This is a genomic window from Psychroflexus sediminis, assembly GCF_900099815.1.
In the GTDB taxonomy this organism is placed as follows: Bacteria; Bacteroidota; Bacteroidia; order Flavobacteriales; family Flavobacteriaceae; genus Psychroflexus; species Psychroflexus sediminis.
Genome location: NZ_FNCW01000012.1, coordinates 44,086 through 68,978, shown reverse-complemented (window position 1 = coordinate 68,978; position 24,893 = coordinate 44,086). Strand labels below are relative to the sequence as shown.

The 24,893-nt window shown below is 39.6% G+C and carries 22 protein-coding genes; 13 read left to right on the top strand and 9 right to left on the bottom strand.

Features of this window, described 5'->3' with window-relative positions:
* Positions 1-3: 3 nt before the first annotated feature.
* Both BLP81_RS11480 and BLP81_RS11475 read right to left on the bottom strand, forming a co-directional pair.
* On the bottom strand, positions 4-204 hold the full coding sequence (locus BLP81_RS11480; protein ID WP_093368917.1) for a hypothetical protein: 201 nt from the start codon (positions 202-204) through the stop codon (positions 4-6).
* A gap of 5 nt (positions 205-209) precedes the next feature.
* Positions 210-782, bottom strand: coding sequence for a MarC family protein (locus BLP81_RS11475; protein WP_093368913.1), 573 nt, complete (start codon positions 780-782; stop codon positions 210-212).
* Between the two features lie 166 nt (positions 783-948).
* On the opposite strand from BLP81_RS11475, the gene BLP81_RS11470 reads away from it, so the two are divergent.
* From BLP81_RS11470 to BLP81_RS11455, 4 genes are all read left to right on the top strand, one after another.
* Positions 949-1,518, top strand: coding sequence for a DUF3109 family protein (locus BLP81_RS11470; RefSeq protein WP_093368908.1), 570 nt, complete (start codon positions 949-951; stop codon positions 1,516-1,518).
* Positions 1,519-1,730: 212 nt separating this feature from the next.
* Positions 1,731-2,711 carry a ribonucleotide-diphosphate reductase subunit beta gene (locus BLP81_RS11465; RefSeq protein ID WP_093368904.1) on the top strand — a complete coding sequence of 327 codons (981 nt, stop codon included), beginning with the start codon at positions 1,731-1,733 and terminating at the stop codon, positions 2,709-2,711.
* A 175-nt stretch (positions 2,712-2,886) separates the two neighbouring features.
* Positions 2,887-3,258, top strand: coding sequence for a four helix bundle protein (locus BLP81_RS11460; protein ID WP_093368899.1), 372 nt, complete (start codon positions 2,887-2,889; stop codon positions 3,256-3,258).
* 216 nt (positions 3,259-3,474) lie between these two features.
* Positions 3,475-5,922 (top strand): ribonucleoside-diphosphate reductase subunit alpha, encoded by a 2,448-nt coding sequence (locus BLP81_RS11455; protein ID WP_093368895.1) that lies wholly within the window; start codon positions 3,475-3,477, stop codon positions 5,920-5,922.
* A gap of 285 nt (positions 5,923-6,207) precedes the next feature.
* Here BLP81_RS11455 and BLP81_RS11450 read toward each other — a convergent pair whose 3' ends face one another.
* Both BLP81_RS11450 and BLP81_RS11445 read right to left on the bottom strand, forming a co-directional pair.
* Complete coding sequence (locus BLP81_RS11450) at positions 6,208-8,856, bottom strand: M56 family metallopeptidase (RefSeq protein WP_093368889.1); 2,649 nt, start codon at positions 8,854-8,856, stop codon at positions 6,208-6,210.
* On the bottom strand, positions 8,856-9,221 hold the full coding sequence (locus BLP81_RS11445) for a BlaI/MecI/CopY family transcriptional regulator (protein ID WP_093368885.1): 366 nt from the start codon (positions 9,219-9,221) through the stop codon (positions 8,856-8,858). Before BLP81_RS11445 ends, BLP81_RS11450 begins: the two co-directional genes overlap by 1 nt.
* A gap of 186 nt (positions 9,222-9,407) precedes the next feature.
* Here BLP81_RS11445 and BLP81_RS11440 point away from each other — a divergent pair, with 186 nt between their 5' ends.
* The 3 genes from BLP81_RS11440 to dgt all read left to right on the top strand — a co-directional run bounded on the left by BLP81_RS11440 (position 9,408) and on the right by dgt (position 11,419).
* The gene (locus BLP81_RS11440; protein ID WP_093368880.1) at positions 9,408-9,596 is read left to right on the top strand and encodes a type II toxin-antitoxin system HicA family toxin; all 189 of its coding nucleotides are present in this window, start codon (positions 9,408-9,410) and stop codon (positions 9,594-9,596) included.
* Positions 9,597-9,599: 3 nt separating this feature from the next.
* Complete coding sequence (locus tag BLP81_RS11435) at positions 9,600-9,992, top strand: helix-turn-helix domain-containing protein (protein ID WP_176752714.1); 393 nt, start codon at positions 9,600-9,602, stop codon at positions 9,990-9,992.
* A gap of 80 nt (positions 9,993-10,072) precedes the next feature.
* On the top strand, positions 10,073-11,419 hold the full coding sequence (dgt, locus tag BLP81_RS11430) for a dGTP triphosphohydrolase (RefSeq protein ID WP_093368871.1): 1,347 nt from the start codon (positions 10,073-10,075) through the stop codon (positions 11,417-11,419).
* A gap of 540 nt (positions 11,420-11,959) precedes the next feature.
* Here the strand turns inward: dgt and BLP81_RS11425 are convergent.
* Together BLP81_RS11425 and BLP81_RS11420 are read right to left on the bottom strand one after the other, a co-directional pair.
* Positions 11,960-12,751, bottom strand: a complete 792-nt coding sequence (locus tag BLP81_RS11425; protein ID WP_093368866.1) for an alpha/beta fold hydrolase — start codon at positions 12,749-12,751, stop codon at positions 11,960-11,962.
* A gap of 46 nt (positions 12,752-12,797) precedes the next feature.
* On the bottom strand, positions 12,798-14,090 hold the full coding sequence (locus BLP81_RS11420; RefSeq protein WP_093368861.1) for an aminopeptidase P family protein: 1,293 nt from the start codon (positions 14,088-14,090) through the stop codon (positions 12,798-12,800).
* Positions 14,091-14,308: 218 nt separating this feature from the next.
* On the opposite strand from BLP81_RS11420, the gene BLP81_RS11415 reads away from it, so the two are divergent.
* Genes BLP81_RS11415 through BLP81_RS11405 form a run of 3 tightly spaced genes read left to right on the top strand, consistent with a single transcriptional unit; the run spans position 14,309 to position 17,776 of the window.
* Positions 14,309-15,007, top strand: a complete 699-nt coding sequence (locus BLP81_RS11415; protein WP_093368858.1) for a succinate dehydrogenase cytochrome b subunit — start codon at positions 14,309-14,311, stop codon at positions 15,005-15,007.
* Between the two features lie 11 nt (positions 15,008-15,018).
* Positions 15,019-17,022, top strand: a complete 2,004-nt coding sequence (locus BLP81_RS11410) for a fumarate reductase/succinate dehydrogenase flavoprotein subunit (RefSeq protein WP_093368855.1) — start codon at positions 15,019-15,021, stop codon at positions 17,020-17,022.
* A 7-nt stretch (positions 17,023-17,029) separates the two neighbouring features.
* Entirely contained in the window at positions 17,030-17,776 is a 747-nt protein-coding gene (locus tag BLP81_RS11405; protein ID WP_093368852.1) for a succinate dehydrogenase/fumarate reductase iron-sulfur subunit, read from the top strand.
* A 128-nt stretch (positions 17,777-17,904) separates the two neighbouring features.
* Here BLP81_RS11405 and BLP81_RS11400 read toward each other — a convergent pair whose 3' ends face one another.
* From BLP81_RS11400 to BLP81_RS11390, 3 genes are all read right to left on the bottom strand, one after another.
* Entirely contained in the window at positions 17,905-19,191 is a 1,287-nt protein-coding gene (locus BLP81_RS11400; RefSeq protein ID WP_093368849.1) for a M20/M25/M40 family metallo-hydrolase, read from the bottom strand.
* A 144-nt stretch (positions 19,192-19,335) separates the two neighbouring features.
* On the bottom strand, positions 19,336-20,253 hold the full coding sequence (locus tag BLP81_RS11395; protein ID WP_093368846.1) for a WYL domain-containing protein: 918 nt from the start codon (positions 20,251-20,253) through the stop codon (positions 19,336-19,338).
* 185 nt (positions 20,254-20,438) lie between these two features.
* Positions 20,439-21,395, bottom strand: coding sequence for an NAD-dependent epimerase/dehydratase family protein (locus tag BLP81_RS11390; RefSeq protein ID WP_093368843.1), 957 nt, complete (start codon positions 21,393-21,395; stop codon positions 20,439-20,441).
* Between the two features lie 195 nt (positions 21,396-21,590).
* Here BLP81_RS11390 and BLP81_RS11385 point away from each other — a divergent pair, with 195 nt between their 5' ends.
* Genes BLP81_RS11385 through BLP81_RS11375 form a run of 3 tightly spaced genes read left to right on the top strand, consistent with a single transcriptional unit; the run spans position 21,591 to position 24,733 of the window.
* The gene (locus tag BLP81_RS11385; RefSeq protein ID WP_093368841.1) at positions 21,591-22,112 is read left to right on the top strand and encodes a hypothetical protein; all 522 of its coding nucleotides are present in this window, start codon (positions 21,591-21,593) and stop codon (positions 22,110-22,112) included.
* 21 nt (positions 22,113-22,133) lie between these two features.
* Positions 22,134-22,625, top strand: a complete 492-nt coding sequence (locus BLP81_RS11380) for a nuclear transport factor 2 family protein (RefSeq protein WP_093368835.1) — start codon at positions 22,134-22,136, stop codon at positions 22,623-22,625.
* 53 nt (positions 22,626-22,678) lie between these two features.
* On the top strand, positions 22,679-24,733 hold the full coding sequence (locus BLP81_RS11375) for a M13 family metallopeptidase (protein ID WP_093368833.1): 2,055 nt from the start codon (positions 22,679-22,681) through the stop codon (positions 24,731-24,733).
* Positions 24,734-24,893: the final 160 nt, after the last annotated feature.

Sequence of the window (24,893 nt, the reverse complement as noted above, 5' to 3'; positions counted from 1 at the left end):
AAACTACTCCTCGTACTTTTGCTTTAGCTTTCTGGATAACAGAAGGATAAAAAGCAGAATGATGATGCACAGACATACCAATATTCCAAGAACACCGGTGAAACTCTTTTTATCTCCTACCAAATCATCCGGATTCACTAGAGTCCCGCTGAAAATCATAAGGCCGACTGCCGAAAGCATGAGGAAATAAATAAAATACTTCATAATCTTTAATTGAATAAACTCTGAATATTTGTGGCGAACAACTTCACCGCAATGGCTAACAAAATTACACCAAATATCTTCCGTATCACAGAAATTCCCTGTTTTCCGAAAAGTTTTTCAATCTTTTTAGAAGACTTTAAGACGGCATAAACGACAATCACATTCAGAATAATCGCCACAATAATATTGGGGGTGTCAAATTCAGACTTCAGGGACAAAATAGAAGTCATCGTCCCTGCACCTGCGATAAGCGGAAAGGCGAGTGGCACAATAGCGGCCGTTTCTGGTGCGTCATCTTTATAAAGCTGGACGCCTAAAATCATTTCAATAGCTAAAAAGAAAATAATGAACGCCCCTGCCACAGCAAAGGAGTTCACGTCTATCCCAATGAGATTAAGGATTGTTTCTCCTACAAACAGAAAAGCAATCATTAAAATGCAGGCTACAATAGAGGCCTTTTCACTTTGGATATGGCCTACTTTTTTTCGTAAGTCAACAATTATAGGTATGCTTCCCACAATGTCAATAACTGCAAAAAGAATCATTCCGGCCGTAAAAATTTGCTTAAAATCGAACATAATATCAGTCTTAAATCGTTTGCAAAAGTAGTTCTGCTTCATCGATTTACCAGCGAATAAAATGCTGCGCATATCAAATTTATGTTAAATTAAGCTTGCGAAATTCGGGAGATTGAATTGCCCTCCGTTTCCCTGTTCTCATGTAATATTTCGCTAACTTTGCAGTATGATTAAAATAGATAAAACCCTTATCTCTGAATCCATAATCGATACTGAATTTGCCTGCAATCTGTCGGCCTGTAAAGGAGAATGTTGTGTAGCAGGAGATGCTGGTGCTCCCCTGGATGAGCATGAACTCGAAATCTTAAAAACGATTTATCCCAAAGTAAAACCTTACCTGCGCCCTGAAGGCATACAAGCCATAGAGGCGCAGGGCACCCACATTCTCTCCGATTTTAATGAGCCTGAAACGCCCCTGGTCGAAGGCAAAGAATGTGCTTACGTCAACTTTACTGAAAATGGAACGGCCCTTTGCGGCATTGAATCTGCTTACCGCGCGGGAGACATCGACTTCAAAAAACCCGTTTCCTGTGAACTCTACCCCATTCGGGTTCAAAAGCTTTCAGAATTACAGGCGGTGAATTACGATCGCTGGGATATTTGCAGCGATGCCTGCGACCTGGGAAAAAGTCTAAAAATGCCCGTTTATAAATTTACTAAGAATGCTTTAATTAGAAAATTTGGCGAAAACTGGTACTCAGAATTGGAACAAAGAGCAAACGAAATAAATTCTTAGCACTTCTGATTATCTTGATCTTTGGATTAAAATTCAACAAGTCATAAAATTAAAATTAATAAAATCACGAAGGGCTTATCCGGTCTGCATTAAGAAGAATTGTGGATAACTTTGTGGATAACTTTCGTCAAAATCAAGGTTTTTTTCTGTGATTTATTTTCATATTTGTTAGCCGCGATCAGTAATATTAATCCTCTCAAAATCATTATCCTATGGCGCATACAGAACCTATTTTAGAAGAAAACGAAAACAGATTCGTACTTTTTCCTATCAAACACCACGATATATGGGAATGGTATAAAAAGTGTGAGGCTAGTTTCTGGACCGCTGAAGAAATTGACTTACACCAGGATCTTTCCGACTGGAAAAATAAACTGAGTGAAGATGAGCAGTATTTTATAAAACATATCCTTGCCTTTTTTGCTGCATCCGATGGAATCGTAAATGAAAATCTGGCCGAAAACTTCGTCAACGAAGTACAGTATACAGAGGCTAAATTTTTCTACGGTTTCCAGATCATGATGGAAAACATCCATTCTGAAACCTATTCGCTATTGATCGATACCTACGTTGACGATGACAAGGAAAAAGATCAATTGTTTAAAGCTATTGAAAACTTCCCTGCAATAAAGAAAAAAGCAGACTGGGCTCTGAAATGGATCGAATCTGATTCTTTTGCTGAACGCCTGATCGCTTTTGCTGCTGTGGAAGGTATCTTTTTCTCCGGAGCTTTCTGTTCCATATTCTGGCTGAAAAAACGTGGCTTGATGCCAGGCCTTACCTTTTCAAACGAGCTGATTTCAAGAGATGAAGGTGTTCACTGCGACTTTGCCGTACACTTACATAATGAGCACCTGATGAACCAGGTTCCAAAAGAACGCATCAGAGAGATCCTCGTGGATGCACTTACTATTGAAAGAGAATTTGTAACCGAATCCCTTCCTGTAAGTTTGATCGGTATGAATTCCAACCTGATGACTCAGTATCTTGAGTTCGTCACAGACAGACTTCTGTTTGAATTAGGTTGTGATAAGGAATATGGCACGGCCAATCCTTTTGATTTTATGGATATGATTTCACTTCAGGGTAAAACCAACTTCTTCGAGAAGCGTGTTGGCGAATACCAAAAAGCCGGAGTCATGAACAAAAACAAAGAAGAAGACAGTAAAATTAGCTTCGACGCTGATTTCTAAGTGAATCTATGGTAGCTATGGTAGCTATGGAAACTATAGTCACTATAGAAGCTATAGGAACAATAGAAGCAATAGAGACAATAGGAGCCGTAGAAGCGATACTATGGCAGCTATGGTCACTATAGAAGCTATAGGAACAATAGAAGCAATAGTTACACTATAAATTACAGAGTCTATGAGCTATCGTAAACTTGAAATATGGCAGTTAGCTCGAGATTTAACTATAGAGGTTCACAAGATGACCATGCAGTTACCAAGATTTGAAATGTATGAAGAAGCAAGTCAAATTCGAAGGTCCATGAAATCTGTAAGGTCAAATATTGTAGAAGGATATGGAAGAAGACGTTATACTAATGATTATATGCGATTTATAATTTATGCGTTATCCTCCAATGATGAAACGATAGATCATCTTGAAATTCTTTACGAAACAGACTCATTAAAAGATCGAGGGCTTTATGAAAACCTTCATGAGCGCCTTCAGAGATTAGGAATAAAGATTAATAATTTTTTACAAACTGTAGAAAAAAGTAATAAGAAATTTTGAAGTTAGGGATACTATGGTTAGCTATGGATGCTATGGAAACTATGGTTACTATAGTCACTATAGCAGCAATAGAAGCTATAGAAGCTATAGAAGCTATAGAAACAACATAAACGATACTATGGTAGCTATGGAAACTATAGTCGCTATTGTCACTAAAGTCGCTATAGAAACCTGGCAACAACAGAAGCAACAGAAACACAATAAACTCATATCATTATGCACGTCATCAAAAGAAATGGTCAAAAAGAGCCTGTAATGTTCGACAAAATTACAGCACGAATCAGAAAACTATGCTACGGACTCAATCCCCTTGTGGAACCTCCAAAAGTAGCGATGCGTGTGATAGAAGGTCTTTATGATGGCGTGACCACCAGCGAACTCGATAATTTAGCGGCGGAAATCGCGGCTACGATGACGGTAAGCCATCCGGATTATGCCCATCTTGCGGCCCGGATTTCGGTATCCAATCTTCATAAAAACACCAAAAAGACGTTTAGTGAGGTAATGACCGACCTTTACGAATACGTCAACCCGCGTAATAATACAAAATCACCGCTTATCGATGATGAGGTTTACAAAATCATCAACGAGAACAAAGATGAAATCGATTCCAGAATCATTTATAGCAGAGATTTCAACTATGATTATTTCGGATTTAAGACGTTGGAGCGTTCTTATTTGTTGAAAATAAACGGTAAAATCGCAGAACGTCCACAGCATATGTTGATGCGTGTATCCATCGGTATTCACGGCGATGACCTGGAGTCTGCTATGGAGACCTACGAACTGATGTCCAAAAAATACTTTACGCACGCTACCCCAACTTTATTTAATGCGGGTACACCAAAACCGCAGATGTCATCCTGTTTCTTATTGACCATGAAAGACGATAGTATTGATGGGATTTACGACACCTTAAAACAAACGGCTAAGATCTCACAGTCTGCCGGAGGTATTGGTTTATCTATCCATAACATCAGGGCTACCGGCTCTTACATTGCCGGAACCAACGGAACTTCCAATGGGATCGTTCCTATGCTGAAAGTATTTAACGACACCGCCAGATACGTGGACCAGGGAGGCGGGAAACGAAAAGGATCTTTCGCGATGTATGTGGAACCCTGGCATGCTGATATCTTTAGCTTCCTGGATCTGAAGAAAAATCACGGGGCTGAAGAAATGAGAGCACGTGACCTGTTCTATGCCATGTGGATTCCGGATTTGTTCATGAAACGTGTGGAAGAAAATTCTACCTGGACCCTGATGTGTCCAAACGAATGCCCGGACCTTTACAATGTTCACGGGGACGAGTTTGATGAATTGTACCTGAAATACGAAAGTGAAAACAAAGGCCGTAAAACCATCAAGGCGAGAGAGCTTTGGGAGAAAATCCTGGAATCTCAAATTGAAACGGGAACGCCTTATATGCTGTACAAAGACTCCGCTAACCGCAAGTCGAATCAGAAGAACTTAGGAACGATAAGATCTTCCAACCTGTGTACTGAAATCATGGAGTACACCAGTCCGGATGAAATCGCCGTCTGTAATCTGGCATCCATTGCTTTACCGATGTTTGTAAAGAACGACAGTTTCGATCATAAGGAGCTTTACAAAATCACCAAGCAGGTCATCAGAAACCTCAACAAAGTCATTGACAGAAATTACTACCCTGTAAAAGAGGCTGAAAATTCCAATATGAGACACAGACCTGTGGGTCTGGGTATCCAGGGACTGGCCGATGCCTTTATCATGTTGAGAATGCCGTTTACTTCCGATGAAGCTAAAAAACTCAACCAGGATATTTTCGAAACCTTATATTTTGCCGCTGTAGAATCGTCTATGGAAATGGCAAAAGCGGAAGGCCCGTATTCTTCTTATGAAGGCTCACCAATCAGCAAAGGAGAATTCCAGTATAACCTGTGGGGATTGAAAGATAAAGACTTAAGCGGTCGCTGGGACTGGAGCAAACTCAGAGAAAAAGTTATGGAGCACGGTGTGCGTAACTCTTTATTGATGGCGCCTATGCCAACGGCTTCTACTTCTCAAATTTTAGGGAACAACGAAGCTTTTGAGCCATATACGTCTAATATTTATACCAGACGTGTCCTTTCCGGAGAGTTCATCGTTGTGAACAAACACTTACTGAAAGACCTGGTAAGTCTTGGTTTATGGAATGATGATGTGAAGGATGCCATCATGAGAGCCAATGGTTCTGTGCAGAACATCGACATAATTCCAGATGACATCAAGGAACTCTACAAAACGGTCTGGGAACTGTCCATGAAAGACATCATCGACATGTCCAGACACAGAGGTTACTTTATCGATCAGTCTCAGTCGCTGAACCTGTTTATGGAAGGCGCTACCTTCGCTAAACTGACTTCAATGCACTTCTACGCCTGGAAAAGCGGACTTAAGACAGGCATGTATTACCTGAGAACCAAGTCAGCTGTAGATGCAATTAAGTTTACCCTGAAAAACGAAAAGAAAGAAAAGCAGGTTCCAAGTCAGGTGGCCGAAAAAGCGGCCAAGACCTATCAGGAAGCCCAAAGCCAGCAGGTAAAGATTTCTGATGATTCATCCTTGAGTCCGGAAGAACTCAAAGCCCTGATCAAACAGTCCAAAGAATCTGAAGGCGATGATTGCCTGATGTGCGGATCTTAATTAAGAATTGTAGTTAATTACAAAACCCCCGGTAAATCAAGATTTACCGGGGGTTTTTTGTTGGCTGATTTTCGGCTTAAATACTACGAGGTAAAACCATCGGAGTATTTATATTTTGGGTGTCTATTTAATTTCAAATTGCTTTGTGTAAAGTCGAGCCTTTCAATACATCAAGATAAACTCTATTGAGAACCAACTACATCGAAACCCACACTGTTTTGAGCAAAGCCGAAATGCCTGATGCTAAAGCAAATACAACATATATCATTATATAAAAGTGAATGCTTATCTGTTTTTTATCTTATCTGTTTTCTTAGACTTACTTTTTTTGGTGGTAATTAAAATTAGACCGTCAATCTTTTTTGTATCATAACCCGCTTTTTTTAAATCATAGGGAGATTTTACAACTTCCATGGATTGAATTTGCTCAGGTTCAAGTTTGTAGAATTTTTTCTCATCAACTTCTTTCCCGTCAACTTTATAAATTATAGTATTGTTATTTCGGCTCAGAGCTGAGTTGTAAAGCTCATTTGAGTTTGCATATTGAGAAGCATTGATATCGTTGCCTTTCTTTGTTTTGATTTTTATCAGCCTATCCACCTTTTTTGGATCGTAACCCGCATTTTTAATTTCTTTAGCTGATTTTACAACATCTACAGACTTAATATCTTTAGGCATTACCTTATTTATTTTTTTTATGTCTATTACTTTCCCGTCTAGCATATAAATGGCAGATTCAGAATTCTTTAGAGCGAGTTTATTGACTTCTTTAGAACCTTTATTTTTGGATGCGTTTGATGAACTTTCTTTTTTGGTGGTGATTTTAATAACACCTTTAACAAAATTTGAGTTATAACCCTCGGCTTTAAGCTCTTCTGGGGATTTGAGGATTTCTACAGATTCTATCTGGTCTGTATCAATATTGGCGGTTTTACCTTTTTCAACCTTAACCCCATCCACAAACATCACCATATCCTGATTTTGGTATTTGCTGTTGAAATCTAAAAATTTCCTTTCTGTTTTTCCCGCTCCATTCGAAAGGGAAATGTTTTTATCAATTAAAGCATCATTTGGTGTTTCTGAAGTTTTAACATCAGTGACTTTCATAGTAACTACCTTATAATCTGAGGTCAATTTGAAGTAGGTTAATCCCTTCAAAAAGTTATCAGCACGATTACCTTTAATGTCATTCATTAAATCTAAGAATTGTGAATAATAAGGCTCTGAAAATGCTGATGAATTCTTGATTGATAAAGTTTTAGAGTTAGCCTCGTAGCTGTAATCTTCTACAGGAATATAGTTTTCAACAAGCTTTACTTTATCTATCTTCTTACCATTGATTACAAAGTTTTCAGCATTTTTATAATCTCTTTTTGAATCTTCAGGTTTTTCTTTTGCCTCATTATCTTCAAGTGGAGTTTCTTTATTTTCTGAAATTTCAAACTTATCTAATGTTATTAAAACAGGCTCATGGTCTGATGATATATTAATAAAAGTCATCTTCTCAGTAATGTTTTTTCCAAACTTAACAACAAGTTCTTCTGTGATAGCAGATATTTTTGAAAAGTAAGGTTTCGAAAATTCAGATTTAGTAGTTATGCTCAGTGTTTTGGAGCTTTTATCATAACTGTAAGTTTCTACGGGGATGTAAGTTTTTACAAGCTCTTCTTTGTCTATCTGCTTACCATTTATGACGAAGTTTTCAGCATCTTTTAAAGTATTAAAATCAGTTTTGAAATCAGCTTTTGATTTTTCTCTAACCCCTACTCCAAATGGTGTTTTAACTCCTTCGGTATAATCTCTATAAAAATAAACGGGCATTGAGGCGACATCCGGGGAAGCTACCGAGCCCTTAAAGCCATCGTTGGAATTGACTTCCAAAGCGAGGCTTTTGAGCTGGCCATTGGCGCCGAAGCTTGCGTTAGAATACTGCATATCGATATCAAACTCTTCTTTTAGGAATTCAATATCAGATTCCAGTTCTTCTTTGGTGGTGTTTTCATCGTATGTGATTTCAATTCGATTGACTTTGGTTTCCGTAGTTGTTATTGAATTCTTGATTTGTGCTTTCGTCTCCACCTGGAAAAGAAGAAAGAACAGAACTAATAAGGGGGAGACTATAAACAGTTTCCAGAACGATTGATTGTGTTTGTTTTTATTGAGCATAGCGATTCGTTTTTTAATGGGGGATTGATGAAAGGAATGTTGTAACTGAGATCTGAACTGTTGCTGAGTAATGCTGTATAAGGTCATTTGATACTCTTTCTTAGTGGTATTATCAACCACCTTAGCATCGGCTTCATACTCCAGGTTGAGGACCAGACTTTTCTGATACAGCCAGGCAAAGGGATTGAACCAAAACGCACATGTATACAGGTGAGCCAATAAAATATCCAGGCTGTGTTTATGAGCGACATGGGCTTTTTCGTGTGCCAGAATGATTTTCAGTTCAGCTTCAGAATACAGCTTGGGATCGTAAACGATATAATTCAGAAATGAAAAAGCACCTTCAGGAATGGCTTTTTCAACGTGAAAAATGCCATCCGTCTGAAAGGCTTTAGAAGCTTTCAAAAAGCTAAGTAGCCTAAAGAATTTCACAAGTAAATGAACCAGAAACACCAGGGAAATACCGATGTATAATAATTCAAGCAGAGCATGTTCAGTCATGTACGACCATATTAATTCTGAAGTAGTGGGTTTGATTTCAGCAGGGACAAATTCCGAAGAAGATGGCGCCAGGAAAGCTGGACTGAGTGTAATTACTTCTATTTTGGTATAGCTTAGTAAGGGCAATATCAGGCTTAAACCATAACCGACATGAAGATAGATGCGCTTGAACCTGTGGTAGGTTTCTGCTTCCAGAATGACCTTATACACCACCCAAAAGAGGGTCAGAAGTAAAGAAGCTTTGGCGAGATAGATGAGTAAGTCCATTAGCTTTTGTTTTTAATGAGTTCCAGAATTTCTTCCAGTTCCTGCTCCGATATTTTATCCTGCTGGGCGAAAAAAGAGACCATATTTTTATAAGATCCGTCAAAAAAACGAGAGGAATTCTGTTCCATGATCTTTTCGCTATAGCTCTTCTTATCTACGACTGGAAAGTACTGATGACTTTTTCCAAAGGCCTGATGTGCCACAAAACCCTTCTCCTCCAGAAGTCTCACCAGAGTAGAAATGGTGTTGTAATGCTGTTCTCCATCCAGTTCTTCAAGAATTTCTTTTACAAAAGCCTTTTTTAGCTTCCAGAGCACCGCCATGATTTCTTCTTCTTTGGCGGTTAGTTTTTCTAAATTTTTCATGAGATAAAAAATATTTGAATCAAATGTAAACTAAATTTCCAGTTACATAACTAAAAAACCAGTTTTTAACATTTCTAGACGGGTAACATACTAGTATTCAATCTTAAAATTCATTGTGAAAATTAAAACGCTTGTTTAAAAGTAAATTAAAGTTTACCTTTGGGCGGTGGATTAAAGTTTAACTGTATGAAATGCTCTAAGCTTTACAAACTATTGACAGAAAATGGTTGGTATGCAGTATCTCAAAAAGGGTCTCACGTAAAAATGCGACACAAGACGAAAAAGGGCATAATCATATTTCCAAATCACGGAAGCCAGGAAATGGGTAAAGGATTGGAAAAGAAAATTCTTAAAGATGCAGGAATCAAATTATAAATTATGACTGATAAGAAAATAATAATGACTGTTGAGAAAACCAATACTGGTTTTTCAGCATATGCTGTGGATTATCCGATTTTTACGACCGGGCAATCTGTTCCTGAATTAATAAACAGGGCCTATGAAGCCATAGAATTTTACTTTGAAGAAGAAAACCTTGATATAGAGCCGAAATCTGTTGGTTTTGAAATTGACTTTAAGCAGTTTTTTAAATATTATAAGGTGATAAACGCAAAATTTTTAGCAGAAAAGATTGGAATGAACCCTACTTTACTTTCTCAGTATGTCTCCGGTACCAAAAAACCTTCAGCAAAACAAACCGAAAAGATTTTAAGTGGAATTCATCAAATCGGACAAGAATTGTCTGGAATTAACTTATTACAAACTGCATAGAAATACACTCCTAAATTTGCCGGGCCTGGCATTACTCTCTTAGTCCAAGAATTCCTTACATTTGACCTAAAACTGAAAGCATGCCAACTTGGGAAACCCTCTTATCTCTGAAACGCCAGGGCGATAAAAACAAACGCATACGTAAAGAACAGGACGACACCCGACTGGGGTTTGAAGTCGATTACGATCGGGTGATTTTCTCTTCAGAATTTCGGAGCTTACAGGATAAAACTCAGGTGATTCCACTTTCCAAAACCGATTTTGTGCATACCCGACTCACCCATAGTCTGGAGGTTTCGGTAGTTGGAAGATCACTGGGTCGCCTGGTCGGTAAAAAAGTACTGGAAAAACATCCACAGCTGAAGGGAACGCATGGGCATCATTTCAATGATTTCGGTGCCATTGTAGCTGCGGCAGCTTTAGCCCACGATATTGGCAATCCTCCCTTTGGCCATAGCGGTGAACGCGCCATCGGGGATTATTTCAAATTCGGCAACGGAAAGCGATTCAAAAATCAACTCCCCGAAGTCGTGTATCAGGACCTTTCCAGGTTTGAAGGGAACGCCAATGGTTTTAAACTGCTCACCAACGATAATTACGGCTCACCTGGTGGCCTGAGATTATCTTATGCTACTTTGGGAGCGTTTACCAAATATCCCAAAGCCTCGCTTCCTCACAAACCCACAAAGCAGGTTGCCGATAAAAAGTTTGGCTTTTTTAATCAGCAGCAAGAGAAGTTTCAGGATGTGGCCGAAGAACTCGGTCTCGAGAGAAATGCTGACGGCAATGAGGTGCGTTACAAAAGACACCCGCTTGCCTTTTTGGTAGAGGCGGCCGATGACATTTGCTACACCATCATCGATTTTGAGGACGGAATTAATCTGGGCTTGATCCAGGAAGACTATGTTCTGGAATACCTGTCTAAAATCGTCAATAAAAGCATCAATACCGAAAAGTATTCTAAGCTGTCGACCACCAAAAACCGGATAAGCTATCTGCGATCCCTAGCCATTGGAGCTCTCATTGAAGATGCGATTTCCCTGTTTATGGAAAACGAGGATGCCATTTTAAAGGGGGATTATCATCAGGCACTGCTGGACAAGTCAACCTATAAGGTTCAGATTGAAGACATCATCAACATCAGTATCAAAAATATTTACCAGAGTCAGGAAGTGCTGGATAAAGAAATTGCCGGATATACAATCCTGACTAAGATTCTGGATGATTTTACCACGGCGGTGGAACATCAGCACGCGGGGAACGCCTCCAATTTTGACAAGCTGATTCTGAAAAACTTCCTTAAGGATTTTGATTTTTCTGAAAGTAAACTCGAAGACTGGCTCATCGACGTATGCTCGTTTGTCGCCTCGCTTACCGATAGCAATGCGCTGAGAACTTACCGCAAGTTGACGGGTAGCGATTTGTAAAATTCTCCCCCAGCCCCTCCCAGGGAGGGGAGCAAAAGCCCCCTAGCCCCCCAGGGGGGAATTATTTACTCGGGCTCGCTTCTCCATTCTTCAAAATCTTTGCAAACTCTGCGTCTCAGCAGTTCATAAAAATAATGAATAAAGAATTTCAAAATTCAAAATTGCTATTTCAAATTTTGTATTTAATCAACTTCTAAATAGTGAATATAGAACTCAGAATTTTGAATTAAACTCACATACTATTTCCTACTCCCTAATACCTCAAAGACTCACCAACTCAAAAACTCCTGAATACTGAATGTCGAATACAGAACACCGAATTTTGAATTAAACTTTCTTACTATTTCCTACTTCCCTAAAGCCTATTCCCTACAACCTCAACAACTCACCGACTCAAAAACTCCTGAATACTGAATAAAGAATTTCAAATTTCAAAATTGCTATTTCAAATTTTGTATTTAATCATCTGCAAATCAATTTCTAAATATTGAATTTCGAACACAGAATTTTGAATTAAACTCACATACTATTCCCTACTCCCTAATACCTCAAAGACTCACCGACTAAAAACTCCTGAACAGTCTTCAGCAGCAAATCCGGATGCTCTATGTATGACATATGACCCCCAGGCAAAATTTTCAGTTCAACACCCGCCTCTTTTGCCAGGTATTTCGTCTTTTCGAAGTCGATGACTTTATCTTCTTTTCCCAGAAGGATAAGGCTCTTATCGCTCATTTTTTTCAAAACTTCAGTTCTGTCTTTTCGATCTCGCATGCCTTTCAGCGTATTGATAATTCCCTGTTGGGAACATTGCTTAGCTTCCGATATGGCTGTGTCAATTTCCGAAGACAATCGTTTTTGATCTTTTGGCAGGAACAAATGCTTTACCGCCATACGTATAAAAGCTTCAGGATACTTCTGAATCATCGTGATGGCTCGATTTCTTTCCTGTTGCTTGGTTTCAGAATCGGGTAGAGGACTGGAATTTAAAAGGATGAGCTTTTTAATTTTTTCTGGTTGTAATTCAGCTAAAGCTAAGGCCACATAGCCTCCCATGGAGTGGCCTATCAGGCTAAAGCTTTTCAGCTGTTGATCCTCTGCAAAAGCTAAAACCAGGGCCGCATAGTCCTCCATGCTATGGATATACCCAATGGCTTCGGTCCTGCCGTGACCGGGCAAATCTAAGGCGTAAACAGCATGTGTTTTGGAAAGTTCCTTCTGAAGTGGTTTCCACATCGAAGAATTCTCTAAAAATCCATGCAGCAGAATGACAGATTCACCCTTTCCCGATGCGGTGTAGTGAATTTTGGTTTGCTTGTAGGTGAAGGTCATCTATTCAAAAGAAAATTTTGAATTTTGAATTCAGAATTTAAAATTATTAGGAATTCATCAGGTCCTCGATTTCTTCCATCTCGATAGGAATGTTGGCCATCAGGTTTTTCGGACTTCCTTTGTCCTGAATCACCACATCGTCTTCCAGACGAATGCCCATGTTTTCCTCTGGCAGATAAATGCCCGGCTCTACGGTAAACACCTGATTGGCTTTCATCGGCTCGTGCAACAGGCCATAATCGTGAGTGTCGAGGCCAATATTATGCGAGGTCCCGTGCATAAAATATTTTTTATAAGCCGGCCAGTCCGGGTTTTCATTTTGAACATCGGCTTTGTCCAGAAGTTTTAAATCCAGCAATTCGGAGGTCATCAACTTACCGACCTCCACATGAAACTCTTTCCAAATGGTTCCGGGCACCAGCATATCGGTAGCCAGGTTTTTAACCTTGTTGACTGCCGTATACACCTGCTTTTGCCGGTCTGTGTATTTTCCGGACACGGGAATGGTACGCGTCATATCACTGGAATAATTGGCGTATTCTGCACCCACATCAATTAAGATTAAGTCTCCGGCTTTCAGTTGTTCTTTGTTTTCTATATAGTGAAGCACCGTGGCATTCTTACCCCCCGCAATGATGGGCGTGTAGGCGAAACCACGGGATTTATTCCTCAGAAATTCATGCATAAACTCAGCTTCCAGCTCATATTCCCACTTGCCGGGTTTTGTAAATTCTAAAATTCTTCTGAAGCCTTTTTCGGTAATGTTACAGGCTTTCTGCATGACTTCCAGTTCCAGGGGATGCTTAACCGATCGCAGTCGCTGTAAAATCGGATTGCTTTTGGCGACCTGGTGAGCAGGGTAATTTTCTTTTAACCATTTGTTAAAACGATCTTCTCGCGTTTGAGTGGCGTGAGCTGCCCTGTAGTGTTCGTTGGTATTCATATAAACGGTATGGCTTTGAGCCATCAACTCGTTAAAGACTTTTTCAAAGTCCTGCTTCCAGTAGACGGTTGTGATCCCTGAAGTTTCCAGAGCTCGGTCTTTATTGAGTTTCTCTCCTTCCCAGACCGCGATATGCGGATTGGTTTCGGTCAGAAACAAAATTTCGCGATGCTTAGGGTCTGGTGCTTCCGGAAATAAAACCAAAATACTATCTTCCTGATCCACACCAGATAAGTAATAAATATTTCTATCCTGCTGAAAAGGAATCGTGCTGTCCGCACCTATGGGATAAATATCGTTAGAGTTAAACACAGCCAGACTACCCGGCAGCATCTGACTCATAAAATTCTTTCTGTTCTGTATAAATAATTCTTTGGATATAGGCTCGTAACGCATAAAATAGTTTTTTCAAAGGTATAAAATGGACTTTAATAAAATTCGTAAAGGAATAATAAGAGGTGGAATAAATTTAAGAGATCCTGATTTCACGACAAGGTTTTCGTGATTTAGGTTCAAAAGGCTTTAAAACTATTCTAAATTATACGTAAATACTTGACTTCATTTGTTTCAGAGTGCTATGTAGCGTATTTTTGCACAAAATCAAACACAGAATAATGGCTGGAATAAATAAATCAACACTAGCAAGGAAATTTGCTATGGCTCTTTCGGGACTTTTTTTGGTTCTTTTTTTACTTCAACACTTTACAATCAATTTCACCTCGGTAGTTAGCCCTTCCACTTTCAACGAAATCTCCCATTTTATGGGGAACAATTTTGTGGTGCAGGCCATACTTCAGCCCATCTTAATTGCAGGTGTCGTTTTTCACTTCGTTATGGGGTTTGTACTTGAAATTAAGAATAACAAGGCTAGAAAAATAAAGTATGACAAGTTTAACGGGGCAGCCAACTCCACATGGATGTCCAGAAATATGATTATATCCGGAATCGTGGTATTGGCTTTTTTAGGTTTACATTTTTATGACTTCTGGATTCCGGAAATGATTCATAAATATGTAGAGTCTCACCCAGATGATCCCACCAGATATTACGATGAAACCATTGCAAAATTTACAGGAGATCCCATCAGAACGGGTCTATATGCCTTCTCTTTTATCTTCCTGATGTTACATTTACTACACGGCTTCGCTTCTTCCTTTCAGTCTCTGGGAACAAAAAACAAATATCAGGAAGGTTTAGGCGGATACAAAAGCGGCACGTCCAGATTCATTCGTAAATTCACTACAGCCTATGCCGTTGTTATTCCAATGGGTTTTGTATTTATAGCACTCTATCATTATTTTAATAACTTATAAGCGAAAGGATTATGTCAGTTTTAGAATCAAAAATACCAGAAGGTCCAATTGAAAAGAAATGGACTAAACATAAAAACGAAATCAACCTGGTTAATCCCGCCAACAAAAGGAATATCGATATTATTGTCGTGGGAACAGGCCTGGCTGGTGGTAGTGCCGCTGCAACCTTTGCAGAACTGGGATATAATGTAAAAACATTTTGTTATCAGGATTCTCCTCGCCGTGCACACTCTATTGCAGCGCAGGGAGGCATTAATGCATCCAAAAACTACCAGGGGGATGGAGACTCCGACTACAGATTGTTTTACGACACTGTAAAAGGGGGTGATTACAGATCCAGAGAAGCCAATGTGTACAGACTAGCAGAAGTTTCTGGAAACATCATCGACCAGTGCGTGGCTCAGGGGGTTCCTTTTGCCAGAGAATACGGTGGACTTTTAGATAACAGGTCTTTTGGAGGGGTGTTGGTCTCAAGAACGTTTTATGCCAAAGGTCAGACCGGACAGCAATTGCTTCTGGGAGCCTATTCAGCAATGAACAGACAAATCAACAGGGGTAAAATCCAGGCTTTCAACAGACATGAAATGATGGATTTGGTACTTGTGGACGGAAAAGCCAGAGGGATAATTGCCCGTGACCTTATTTCCGGAGAAATTGAAAGACATTCTGCCCATGCTGTGGTTTTAGCTTCAGGGGGTTATGGAAACGTCTTTTACCTGTCTACAAACGCTATGGGTAGTAATGTGATGGCCGCCTGGAGAGCGCACAAAAAAGGTGCTTTCTTTGCCAATCCCTGCTTTACACAAATTCACCCGACCTGTATTCCTGTCTCGGGAGACTTACAGTCCAAACTGACTTTGATGTCAGAATCCCTGAGAAATGACGGCCGTATCTGGGTGCCAAAAAACAAAAAAGACGCTGAAGCGATTCGTGAAGGTAAATTGAAACCTACAGAAATTGATGAAGACGATAGAGATTATTATTTAGAACGCAGGTATCCTGCTTTTGGTAATCTTGTCCCACGAGATGTGGCTTCGAGAGCTGCCAAAGAACGCTGTGACGAAGGTTATGGCGTTAACAAAACTGGACAGGCGGTTTATCTTGACTTTAAGGCCGCTATCGAGCGTTATGGAAAAGAAAAAGCATTTACGTCCGGGCATAAAAACCCAAGTAAAGAAGAAATTATAAAACTGGGAGAAGAAGTTGTCGAGTCCAAGTATGGAAACTTATTTGAAATGTATGAGAAAATTACAGACCAAAATCCATATAAAACACCGATGATGATTTTCCCCGCTGTTCATTATACCATGGGCGGACTTTGGGTAGATTATAACCTGATGACCACTATTCCGGGCTGTTATGCAGCCGGGGAAGCCAACTTCTCCGATCATGGGGCTAACAGGCTTGGTGCTTCAGCATTGATGCAAGGTCTTGCAGATGGGTATTTTGTACTTCCTTATACCATTGGCGATTACCTGGCCGATGATATTAGAACGGGATCTATTCCAACAGATACTGAAGAGTTTGAAACAGCTGAAAAAGAAGTTAAAGAAAGAATTCAAAAGCTGTTTAATGCCAATGGCAAAAACCCTGTGGATTATTACCATAAGAAATTAGGTAAAATCATGTGGAATAAATGCGGTATGTCTCGTAACGAGAAGGAGCTTAAGGAAGCCATGGATGAAATCAAGGAATTAAGGGAGGATTTCTGGGCTAATGTGAAACTGACCGGTAAAGCGGAAGCTAAAAATCAGGAACTCGAGAAAGCAGGTAGGGTTGCAGATTTCCTTGAACTGGGAGAATTGTTTGCTAAAGATGCTTTGGAAAGAAATGAGTCCTGCGGAGGCCACTTTAGAGAAGAGTATCAGACAGAAGACGGCGAGGCTTTAAGAGATGATGAAAATTACAGATTTGTCTCTGCCTGGGAGTATGTTGGAAACCCAAGGGATGCAAAACTTCACAAAGAACAGTTGGAGTTTGAAAATATTGAATTAAAAACAAGAAGCTATAAATAATTGACTTATGAAGCTTAAACTTAAAATATGGCGTCAGGAAGATGCCAGTGCTAAAGGAGGATTTCAAAACTACGATGTAGATGGAATAGATGGCGATATGTCATTTTTGGAAATGCTCGATGTCGTCAATAATGATTTGATAAACGAAGGCGAAGAACCTATCGAGTTTGACCATGACTGTAGAGAAGGAATATGCGGGTCTTGTTCATTACAAATTAACGGGGAGCCTCATGGGCCAGACCGACTTGTAACCACCTGTCAACTCCACATGAGAAAGTTTAACGATGGAGATGAGATTGTCATAGAACCTTTTAGAGCTACCGCCTTTCCTGTGATTAAGGATTTAGTTATCGACCGATCTTCTTTTGACAGAATACAGCATGCCGGGGGATATATTTCTGTAAACACCTCTGGAAATACCCAGGATGCCAACTCCATTCCTATTGAAAAAGAGAACGCAGACGATGCTTTCTATGCAGCAACCTGTATAGGCTGTGGAGCCTGTGTGGCCGCTTGTAAAAATGCAAGTGCCATGTTGTTTACTTCCGCTAAAGTATCTCAGTTTGCCCTGTTACCCCAGGGAGAAATAGAAGCGCATGAGCGGGTCTTAAACATGGTTCATCAGATGGATAAAGAAGGTTTTGGTAACTGTACCAACACGGGGGCCTGTGAAATTGAATGTCCAAAAGGCATTTCCCTGGAAAACATCGCCAGGATGAATAGAGAATATCTGGGCGCAAGCGTTGCCGGATAGATTTTAGTTAAACTGAATAAGATTAAAAAGCGTTTTAGAGGTTATCTAAAACGCTTTTTTTGATTGTATATAATTTCTTTGAAAAGGCGGTAAACAGATTCCTTGTTCAAAAAATCAACTGGCGGAGCCTATTCGCTGCCAAGGCGATGAATCAAGACTGCGGCCCTTTGTGTTAATGGAATAAAAGTTTCAAGATTGACCGTCTCCGATGGGGAGTGAGCACCACTGCCCATGGCTCCCAGACCATCTAAACCATCCACATACTGGGCTATAAATGAAATATCGGCAGCTCCACGCTTCCCCGGGTCGTAAGCCTTTACTTCGCCGTATCCAAGACTCTGACTAACCTCATCCAGGACCTCAAGAAGCTTAGCATTTCCTTCAGTGGGTTCCATAGCCGGGTATGCATCTGAAAAGCTGATAACCGCAGAAGTCTGAGGTAAATTGTTTCTCACAATGTCCCTCATCTTCTCACGCGTTTTTTCTTTCTGCTCCTCAGAAATAAAACGCAAACCTCCATAAACTTCGAGTTCACTTGCGACTACATTGGTTTTTCCAAAAGCGGTTCCTGTGGATGCATTGGTATCGTACCTGACGTTGGTACCTCCTAAAATGACACCAGGATTGAAGCTTAAGAGGTCCTCCCCTTTGACGTCCTCATAAAACGAATGAAGTATTCTCGCGGCTTCAAAAATGGCTCCCGCACCCGTATTTTTGCTAAAGATACCAGAGGAATGCGCCTGCTTACCCTTGACTTTCAAAGTCCATCCACTGGAGCCTCTCCTCGCTACTGTAGCATAATTCATTCCCGATGCGGTTTCAAAACCCAAAGCGATGTCCGCTTTTTTACCAGCTTCTACAAGGTCATACCGACTTACACTTAAGGGATGCCCAGGTTTTTCTTCATCTCCGGTAAAGGCAACGATAATATGTTTGTTCTCCAGTTCACCAGCAGCCTCTAAAGCTTTGAGCGCATAAATGATTATGGCATTCCCGCCCTTCATATCATTTGCCCCCGGGCCTTCTGCAGTGTCACCGGTACGTGAGAAGGATTGAAATTCGTGATCTTCCTCAAAAACGGTATCCAGATGACCTATCAGCAAAATTGTTTTTCCGCTGCCACCATTGATTTCTGCAAATAGATGGCCCGCTCTGTTCAAACTATCCGGCATGCTTATCCAGCGCGTTTCAAAACCTAAATCATCCAGCTCCTTTTTATAGTGCATTCCTACTTCCCGAACCCCTTCCAGGTTAAGTGTCCCGCTATTGATATTGACCGTTTTTTCCAGAAAATTTATCTGATCCCGGGCATTAGCCTCTAGAAAACCAAGCATTAGTTCTTCTTTTGAAGAAGTTTGCTGAGCCAGAGAGGTCATGGACGACAATACGATTAAAAACAGAACCTGATATTTCATAAATTGAGTATTTGAAGTACCCAAATATAATTAAATACAGTTTGGCAAAACAACTGATAAATCTTTGGATGAAAAAGTCAAAAGAAAATATCCCTGTAGTTTTAGCAGTGAATTATTTTGAAACTCAAACTAAAAAGAGTGCATTTAACTCTTAAAAATATTTCGATACACAAAGGGGGTTTCTGCTTTAAGTGTAGACTCACACTCCACTAGTGATTTTTTATAAAGGGATTTCAATATCTCTGGGTGTTTAATTCTTACATTATACATCCAAAGCATCAACCAGCCCATCAATTCTCTGTTAATTCCACACTGCATAGTCATTATATAGATGCCGTTGGTTTTGATGATTTTCTGTGAAGAATGCCAATGATGATCTTCTATAAATCGACCTGTGGAAGAAGTAAACTCAACTTCTATATCATAAATTTGATCATCTATATTTTTGGTGATCCCAAAGCGCTTACTGAGTTCCTGGTCAACTAAACGCTTCATGTGATTAAAATTTGAAAAAGAACTGCCAAGCTCGATCTGTGTCAATTGACGAATTCCGAAAACTTCAACCGTTTTGGTTTTACAATTTAAACAGGCTAGATAGTAAGAAGCCCTATGAAGAAGCAATTTTACGGGGCAAATAATCAATTTGGAAGCGTCCAAATCCAAATTATGCCCTGTCTCATCATCCTTAACGAATTGAATTTCTAGGGTCTTTCTTTGATAAATCGCAGTTTCAATTCTTTCTAAAGTTTTAATTTTTTGTGAGTCGATATTTTGATGAAAAAATCGCGTTGATTCTGTATTGGAAGAATCAAAACCAATAGGCTTTAGGTTAGGCTCCGAGGATATTTTAATGTAGAAGTGCTTCTTCCCCTCAAAAAAATGACTCTTTAACTCCTCATTATGAGCTATGACCTCTCGCAGGGATTTGAGATCTCTTTGCAGTTGTCGCTGTGAAACAGTAAATCCCCGCTCAGTCAAATTTGCCAATAATTGTTCTGAAGTGTATTCATTCTCCTTAAGTGTGTTTATAATAAAAGATAGGCGCTTTAAATATTCGCTCATGAATGGACATTTTATGTCGTTTAGAGAAATAAATATACTAAAAATGACAATTGAATATAAATTTGCACAAGAAAAAGATATTTACTGGAGCTTCATCCTAATCTCTGTAAATAAAGACACCTGCACGATAGGAGGTGTCTTATTTTTAAATCCTAATCTTACAGGGGGGTATTTAAAATCAAATATTAGTTTACTTTTTTCAGTGATTTCACACCTGCAAGCATGGCTTTTACAGTCATTTCAAGGTCATAATCTTTTTTCCATCCCCAGTCTGATTTAGCTTCAGAATCATCAATACTGTCCGGCCAGGAATCTGCTATAGCCTGTCTGAAATCAGATTCGTAACTAATTTCAAAACCAGGAATGTGATTTTTAATTTCAGCATAAAGTTCTTCAGGAGTAAAACTTAGCCCGGACAGGTTATACGAGGATCTTATTTTGATAGATTCAGCGGGAGCATCCATGATGGCTATGGTTGCCTGTATAGCATCATCCATATACATCATAGGCAGAGCAGTATCTTTGGATAAAAAAGAAGTATAGCTAGATGACTTTAAAGCCTCATGAAAGATTTCTATGGCATAATCTGTAGTTCCGCCGCCGGGAGGGGTTTTATAACTTATTAATCCCGGATAACGAATACTCCTAACATCAACCCCATAACGTTTGTAATAATAAGCGCACCAGCGTTCACCGGCTTGTTTGCTTATGCCGTAAACGGTTGTTGGTTCCATGATGGTTTGTTGTGGGGTGTCTACCTTTGGGGTAGTCGGTCCAAAAACGGCAATACTGGAAGGCCAAAATATTTTATTTACCAATTTTTCTTTGCCAAGATTTAGCACATTGAATAAGGAGGTCATGTTGAGATCCCAGCCTTTTTCAGGAAATTTTTCGGCCGTGCCGCTTAGCATAGCCGCCATCATGTAAACCGTGTCTACATCATGTTTAGTAACTACAGTTTTGAAGTTCTCGTAATCCGTGGCATCCAGAATTTCGAAAAATTCACCGGAAAGTTCTGAAGAGGTTGATGGTTTTATATCACTTGCTATCACGGCATCTTTACCGTGAATGTCTCTTAAAGCTTGCGTAAGTTCAGAACCGATTTGTCCACAGGCTCCTACAATTAATATCTTAGAAGGCATATTTTTAAATTTTGTTCAAATTTAAGCTTTGATTCATACTTGAGAATAAAATTTTCGTAATTATGAAAAACTTAAAGATTCAAACTCTACATTTGGGTTGAAATAATTAAATAGGCAACCTGCATACTTAAAATAATCAAAGCTTACACCTTCCCAACTGAGTCATTCAGGCGGGTGGGACTATAAAAAAAACACATGAAATTAAAATCTTTACTTGCTGTCTTCTCATTTCTAGCTCTATGGACTCAGGCGATATCCTGTGCAGATCAAAAAAAAGAAGAACCTAAAAGCGAGACTTCAGCCGTGATTCCAGCAAAACTTCAGGAAAAAATCAATCTGGACAGCATACAAACTGTAAAATTGTCGGAAAAAGCCAAAAGAAAGACTGAAGAATGGATCATGTATATAGCTTTAAATTCTGAAATGGAACGTTTAGAAAATTACACCATCTCCGATGTCATAAACAATTCAGAAACCATAGAAAATGTGGTGGATTCTTTATCCGTTACCGTTCCTCCGGTTTTTGAAACCAATGCTGTTAATGCAAGAATCCTTAGCCTTAAAACACATGTAAATTTACTAAACGAAAACACAAAGCGGATAAAGCCCAATCCCGGGGAAATTAAAGATCTGAGTGCAAAATTGAAACTCGATTTCAATAATCTCAATATCCAGCTGAATGAAGTTTTTATCATTGAAAACAGTCCTGTTGAATAACCTTCTAAAACCGATAAATCCATGAGATTAAAGCCTCTTATTTCAATTCTTTCGCTGGTGTTAGTAAGCACCGGTTTTGCCCAAAAACAAAACATAAACACCACTATAGATGCCTGGCATAAGTCTGCTGAAAATGCAAATTTCGAGTCTTACTTTGGATTGATGACCGAAGATGCGGTTTTCGTAGGCTCCGATGCTTCCGAAGTTTGGAATTATGAAGAATTTAAAGCTTTTTCGAAGCCCTACTTTGATGCTGGAAAAGCCTGGACGTTTAAATCCGTTAGTCGGAATGTCTATATCAATGAAAATGAAAACATGGCCTGGTTTGATGAAGTTTTAAATTCTGACCACATGGGGTTGTGTAGAGGTTCGGGAGTCCTTATTCAGACTAAAAACGGGGCGTGGAAAATCAAACATTACGTGCTTTCTTTGGCCGTGCCCAATCCTTTGGTCGATGAGCTTGTTAAGCAAAAGTCAAAATTAGACCGTAAATACCTAGAGACTCTGCACTAAGTTTTCTTTCATCATAAAAAGCTGTATTTTTAACCCAAATTAAAATTAAAATTATGAATAAATTAAAATTGATGTTTGTAGCCATTGGCGCTTCAACATTGTTTTTTTCGTGTCAGGATTCCAAAAATGAATCTTTGGACGAGAGCCAAGGTATTACCATCCAATACATGGATACCACTGTGAATCCACAAGATGATTTTTACTCTTATGTGAATGGAGGCTGGATGAAAGAGGCAGAAATTCCAGACGACAGGACCTCGTGGGGAGGATTTCAGATTTTAAGAAAATCCACAGACACCGATGTTCTAGACATTTTAAAAACTGCCGAGGAATCTGGCAAGTATCCTAAAACATCAGATCAGGGCAAAGCCATCGCTGTTTTCAATTCAATATTAGACACCGTTTCGAGAAACGTGGCAGGAATTGATCCTATCATGGATAAATTGGATCGTATAGAAGAAATACAAAGCAAAGAGGAAATCCAAAAACTTTTAGCTGAATATCCTACAGCGATTTCTTCGCCGTTTTTTGGGGTTTCTGCTTATTCGGATCCCAACGACAGTAACACCAATATCGCTTACGTAGGCACAGGAAGTTTGGGCTTGCCAGACAGGGATTACTATCTCGATACAGATGAAAAATCTAAAGAGATAAGAGAACAATACAAGGATCATATCGTGAAAATGCTTTCGTATTTCGGCGGCTCAAAAGAAGATGCGAAATTTAAAGCAGAAACGGTTTTAAAATTGGAAACACAACTTGCCGGTCCAAGACTGGATAAAGTTGCCCGAAGAGATTTTAGAAATTTCAATAACCGTTATGCTGTTAATGATCTTGACGAAGTCACTAAAAATATTGACTTAAAGAAGTTTATGACAGATCTTGGAGTTGAAAAATTACCGGATACGGTCCTGGTTATGGAGCCAAAATACATGGAAGCCTTAGATTTTATAGTAGAGGAAACCTCTTTAGATGACCTCAAAACCTTGATGATGTGGTCAACTATCCATGACTCAGCCAATCAATTATCTACTGAAATTGCCAGAACCAACTGGGAATTTTACAGCAAAACCTTAAGTGGTGCTAAAGCCCAGAGACCTTTGGAAGAAAGGGCGCTCTCCGTGGTAAACGGAACAATTGGTGAAGCTGTAGGTAAGCTTTATGTGGATCAAAAGTTTCCGCCGGAAGCCAAGGAAAAAGCGGAAAAAATGGTTGCTAACGTTATTACGGCTTTTCAAAGTAGAATTCAGAATCTGGAATGGATGCAGGATTCGACCAAAACTCAGGCCGTTGAAAAACTGAATAAATTCACAGTGAAAATTGGCTATCCAGACGAGTTTAAAGATTACAGCGATCTGGAAGTAACCTCAGAAAACACCTATTACGAAAACATGCAGGCCGTTGGACTGTGGAATTATAAGGATAACCTAAGTAAAATAGGAAAGCCGGTAGACAAAAAAGAGTGGGGGATGTCGCCACAAACGGTGAATGCTTACTTCAATCCCTTATTTAACGAGATTGTATTCCCTGCAGCTATCTTACAGCCGCCTTTTTACGATTACAGGGCAGATGCTGCTGTCAATTACGGTGGAATTGGCGCCGTTATTGGACATGAAATTTCTCATGCCTTTGATGACAGTGGTGCCAGATTTGATGCCGAAGGAAACCTTAAAAACTGGTGGACGGATGAAGATTTAGAAAAATTCACGGAACGCGGAAACGATTTGGCTGCCCTTTACAGCAGCATTGAGGTCCTGGACAGTGTCTACATCAACGGCAAGTTTACCTTAGGAGAAAACATAGGGGACTTAGGTGGTGTGTTAGGGGCTTACGACGGACTGATGTTGCACTATGAAAACGAAGAAAAGCCAGGGAAAATTGATAGCTTTACACCAGAGCAGCGCTTCTTTGTCTCCTGGGCAACCGTCTGGAGAACCAAAATAAGAGATGAAGCTTTGAGAACTCAGGTCAAAACAGATCCGCACTCTCCTGGACAGTACAGAGCTTACGTGCCCCTACAAAATGTCGATGCCTTCTATGAAGCTTTTGACATACAGGAAGGAGATGACCTTTATATCGCTCCGGAGGAAAGAGTCAGAATTTGGTAAAAACTTAGGCTTTAAACTTGAATATCATAAACCAAAAAGCGGTTACAACAAAAGTTGTAACCGCTTTTTTATTGATTGTGTTCAAAAAAAAATCAAATCATTTCTGAAATATTACATTCCAAACGCTAGTCAAAAATTATTTATATTAGATGATTGACTA

Coding starts and splice junctions, on each gene's coding strand:
- BLP81_RS11400 (WP_093368849.1), bottom strand. CDS start 19,191: ATGAAATATCAGGTTCTGTTTTTAATCGTATTGTCGTCCATGACCTCT.
- BLP81_RS11440 (WP_093368880.1), top strand. CDS start 9,408: ATGAAATGCTCTAAGCTTTACAAACTATTGACAGAAAATGGTTGGTAT.
- BLP81_RS11405 (WP_093368852.1), top strand. CDS start 17,030: ATGAAGCTTAAACTTAAAATATGGCGTCAGGAAGATGCCAGTGCTAAA.
- BLP81_RS11450 (WP_093368889.1), bottom strand. CDS start 8,856: ATGGACTTACTCATCTATCTCGCCAAAGCTTCTTTACTTCTGACCCTC.
- BLP81_RS11410 (WP_093368855.1), top strand. CDS start 15,019: ATGTCAGTTTTAGAATCAAAAATACCAGAAGGTCCAATTGAAAAGAAA.
- dgt (WP_093368871.1), top strand. CDS start 10,073: ATGCCAACTTGGGAAACCCTCTTATCTCTGAAACGCCAGGGCGATAAA.
- BLP81_RS11475 (WP_093368913.1), bottom strand. CDS start 782: ATGTTCGATTTTAAGCAAATTTTTACGGCCGGAATGATTCTTTTTGCA.
- BLP81_RS11380 (WP_093368835.1), top strand. CDS start 22,134: ATGAGATTAAAGCCTCTTATTTCAATTCTTTCGCTGGTGTTAGTAAGC.
- BLP81_RS11460 (WP_093368899.1), top strand. CDS start 2,887: ATGAGCTATCGTAAACTTGAAATATGGCAGTTAGCTCGAGATTTAACT.
- BLP81_RS11455 (WP_093368895.1), top strand. CDS start 3,475: ATGCACGTCATCAAAAGAAATGGTCAAAAAGAGCCTGTAATGTTCGAC.
- BLP81_RS11415 (WP_093368858.1), top strand. CDS start 14,309: ATGGCTGGAATAAATAAATCAACACTAGCAAGGAAATTTGCTATGGCT.
- BLP81_RS11375 (WP_093368833.1), top strand. CDS start 22,679: ATGAATAAATTAAAATTGATGTTTGTAGCCATTGGCGCTTCAACATTG.
- BLP81_RS11480 (WP_093368917.1), bottom strand. CDS start 204: ATGAAGTATTTTATTTATTTCCTCATGCTTTCGGCAGTCGGCCTTATG.
- BLP81_RS11445 (WP_093368885.1), bottom strand. CDS start 9,221: ATGAAAAATTTAGAAAAACTAACCGCCAAAGAAGAAGAAATCATGGCG.
- BLP81_RS11435 (WP_176752714.1), top strand. CDS start 9,600: ATGACTGATAAGAAAATAATAATGACTGTTGAGAAAACCAATACTGGT.
- BLP81_RS11465 (WP_093368904.1), top strand. CDS start 1,731: ATGGCGCATACAGAACCTATTTTAGAAGAAAACGAAAACAGATTCGTA.
- BLP81_RS11470 (WP_093368908.1), top strand. CDS start 949: ATGATTAAAATAGATAAAACCCTTATCTCTGAATCCATAATCGATACT.
- BLP81_RS11390 (WP_093368843.1), bottom strand. CDS start 21,395: ATGCCTTCTAAGATATTAATTGTAGGAGCCTGTGGACAAATCGGTTCT.
- BLP81_RS11395 (WP_093368846.1), bottom strand. CDS start 20,253: ATGAGCGAATATTTAAAGCGCCTATCTTTTATTATAAACACACTTAAG.
- BLP81_RS11425 (WP_093368866.1), bottom strand. CDS start 12,751: ATGACCTTCACCTACAAGCAAACCAAAATTCACTACACCGCATCGGGA.
- BLP81_RS11420 (WP_093368861.1), bottom strand. CDS start 14,090: ATGCGTTACGAGCCTATATCCAAAGAATTATTTATACAGAACAGAAAG.
- BLP81_RS11385 (WP_093368841.1), top strand. CDS start 21,591: ATGAAATTAAAATCTTTACTTGCTGTCTTCTCATTTCTAGCTCTATGG.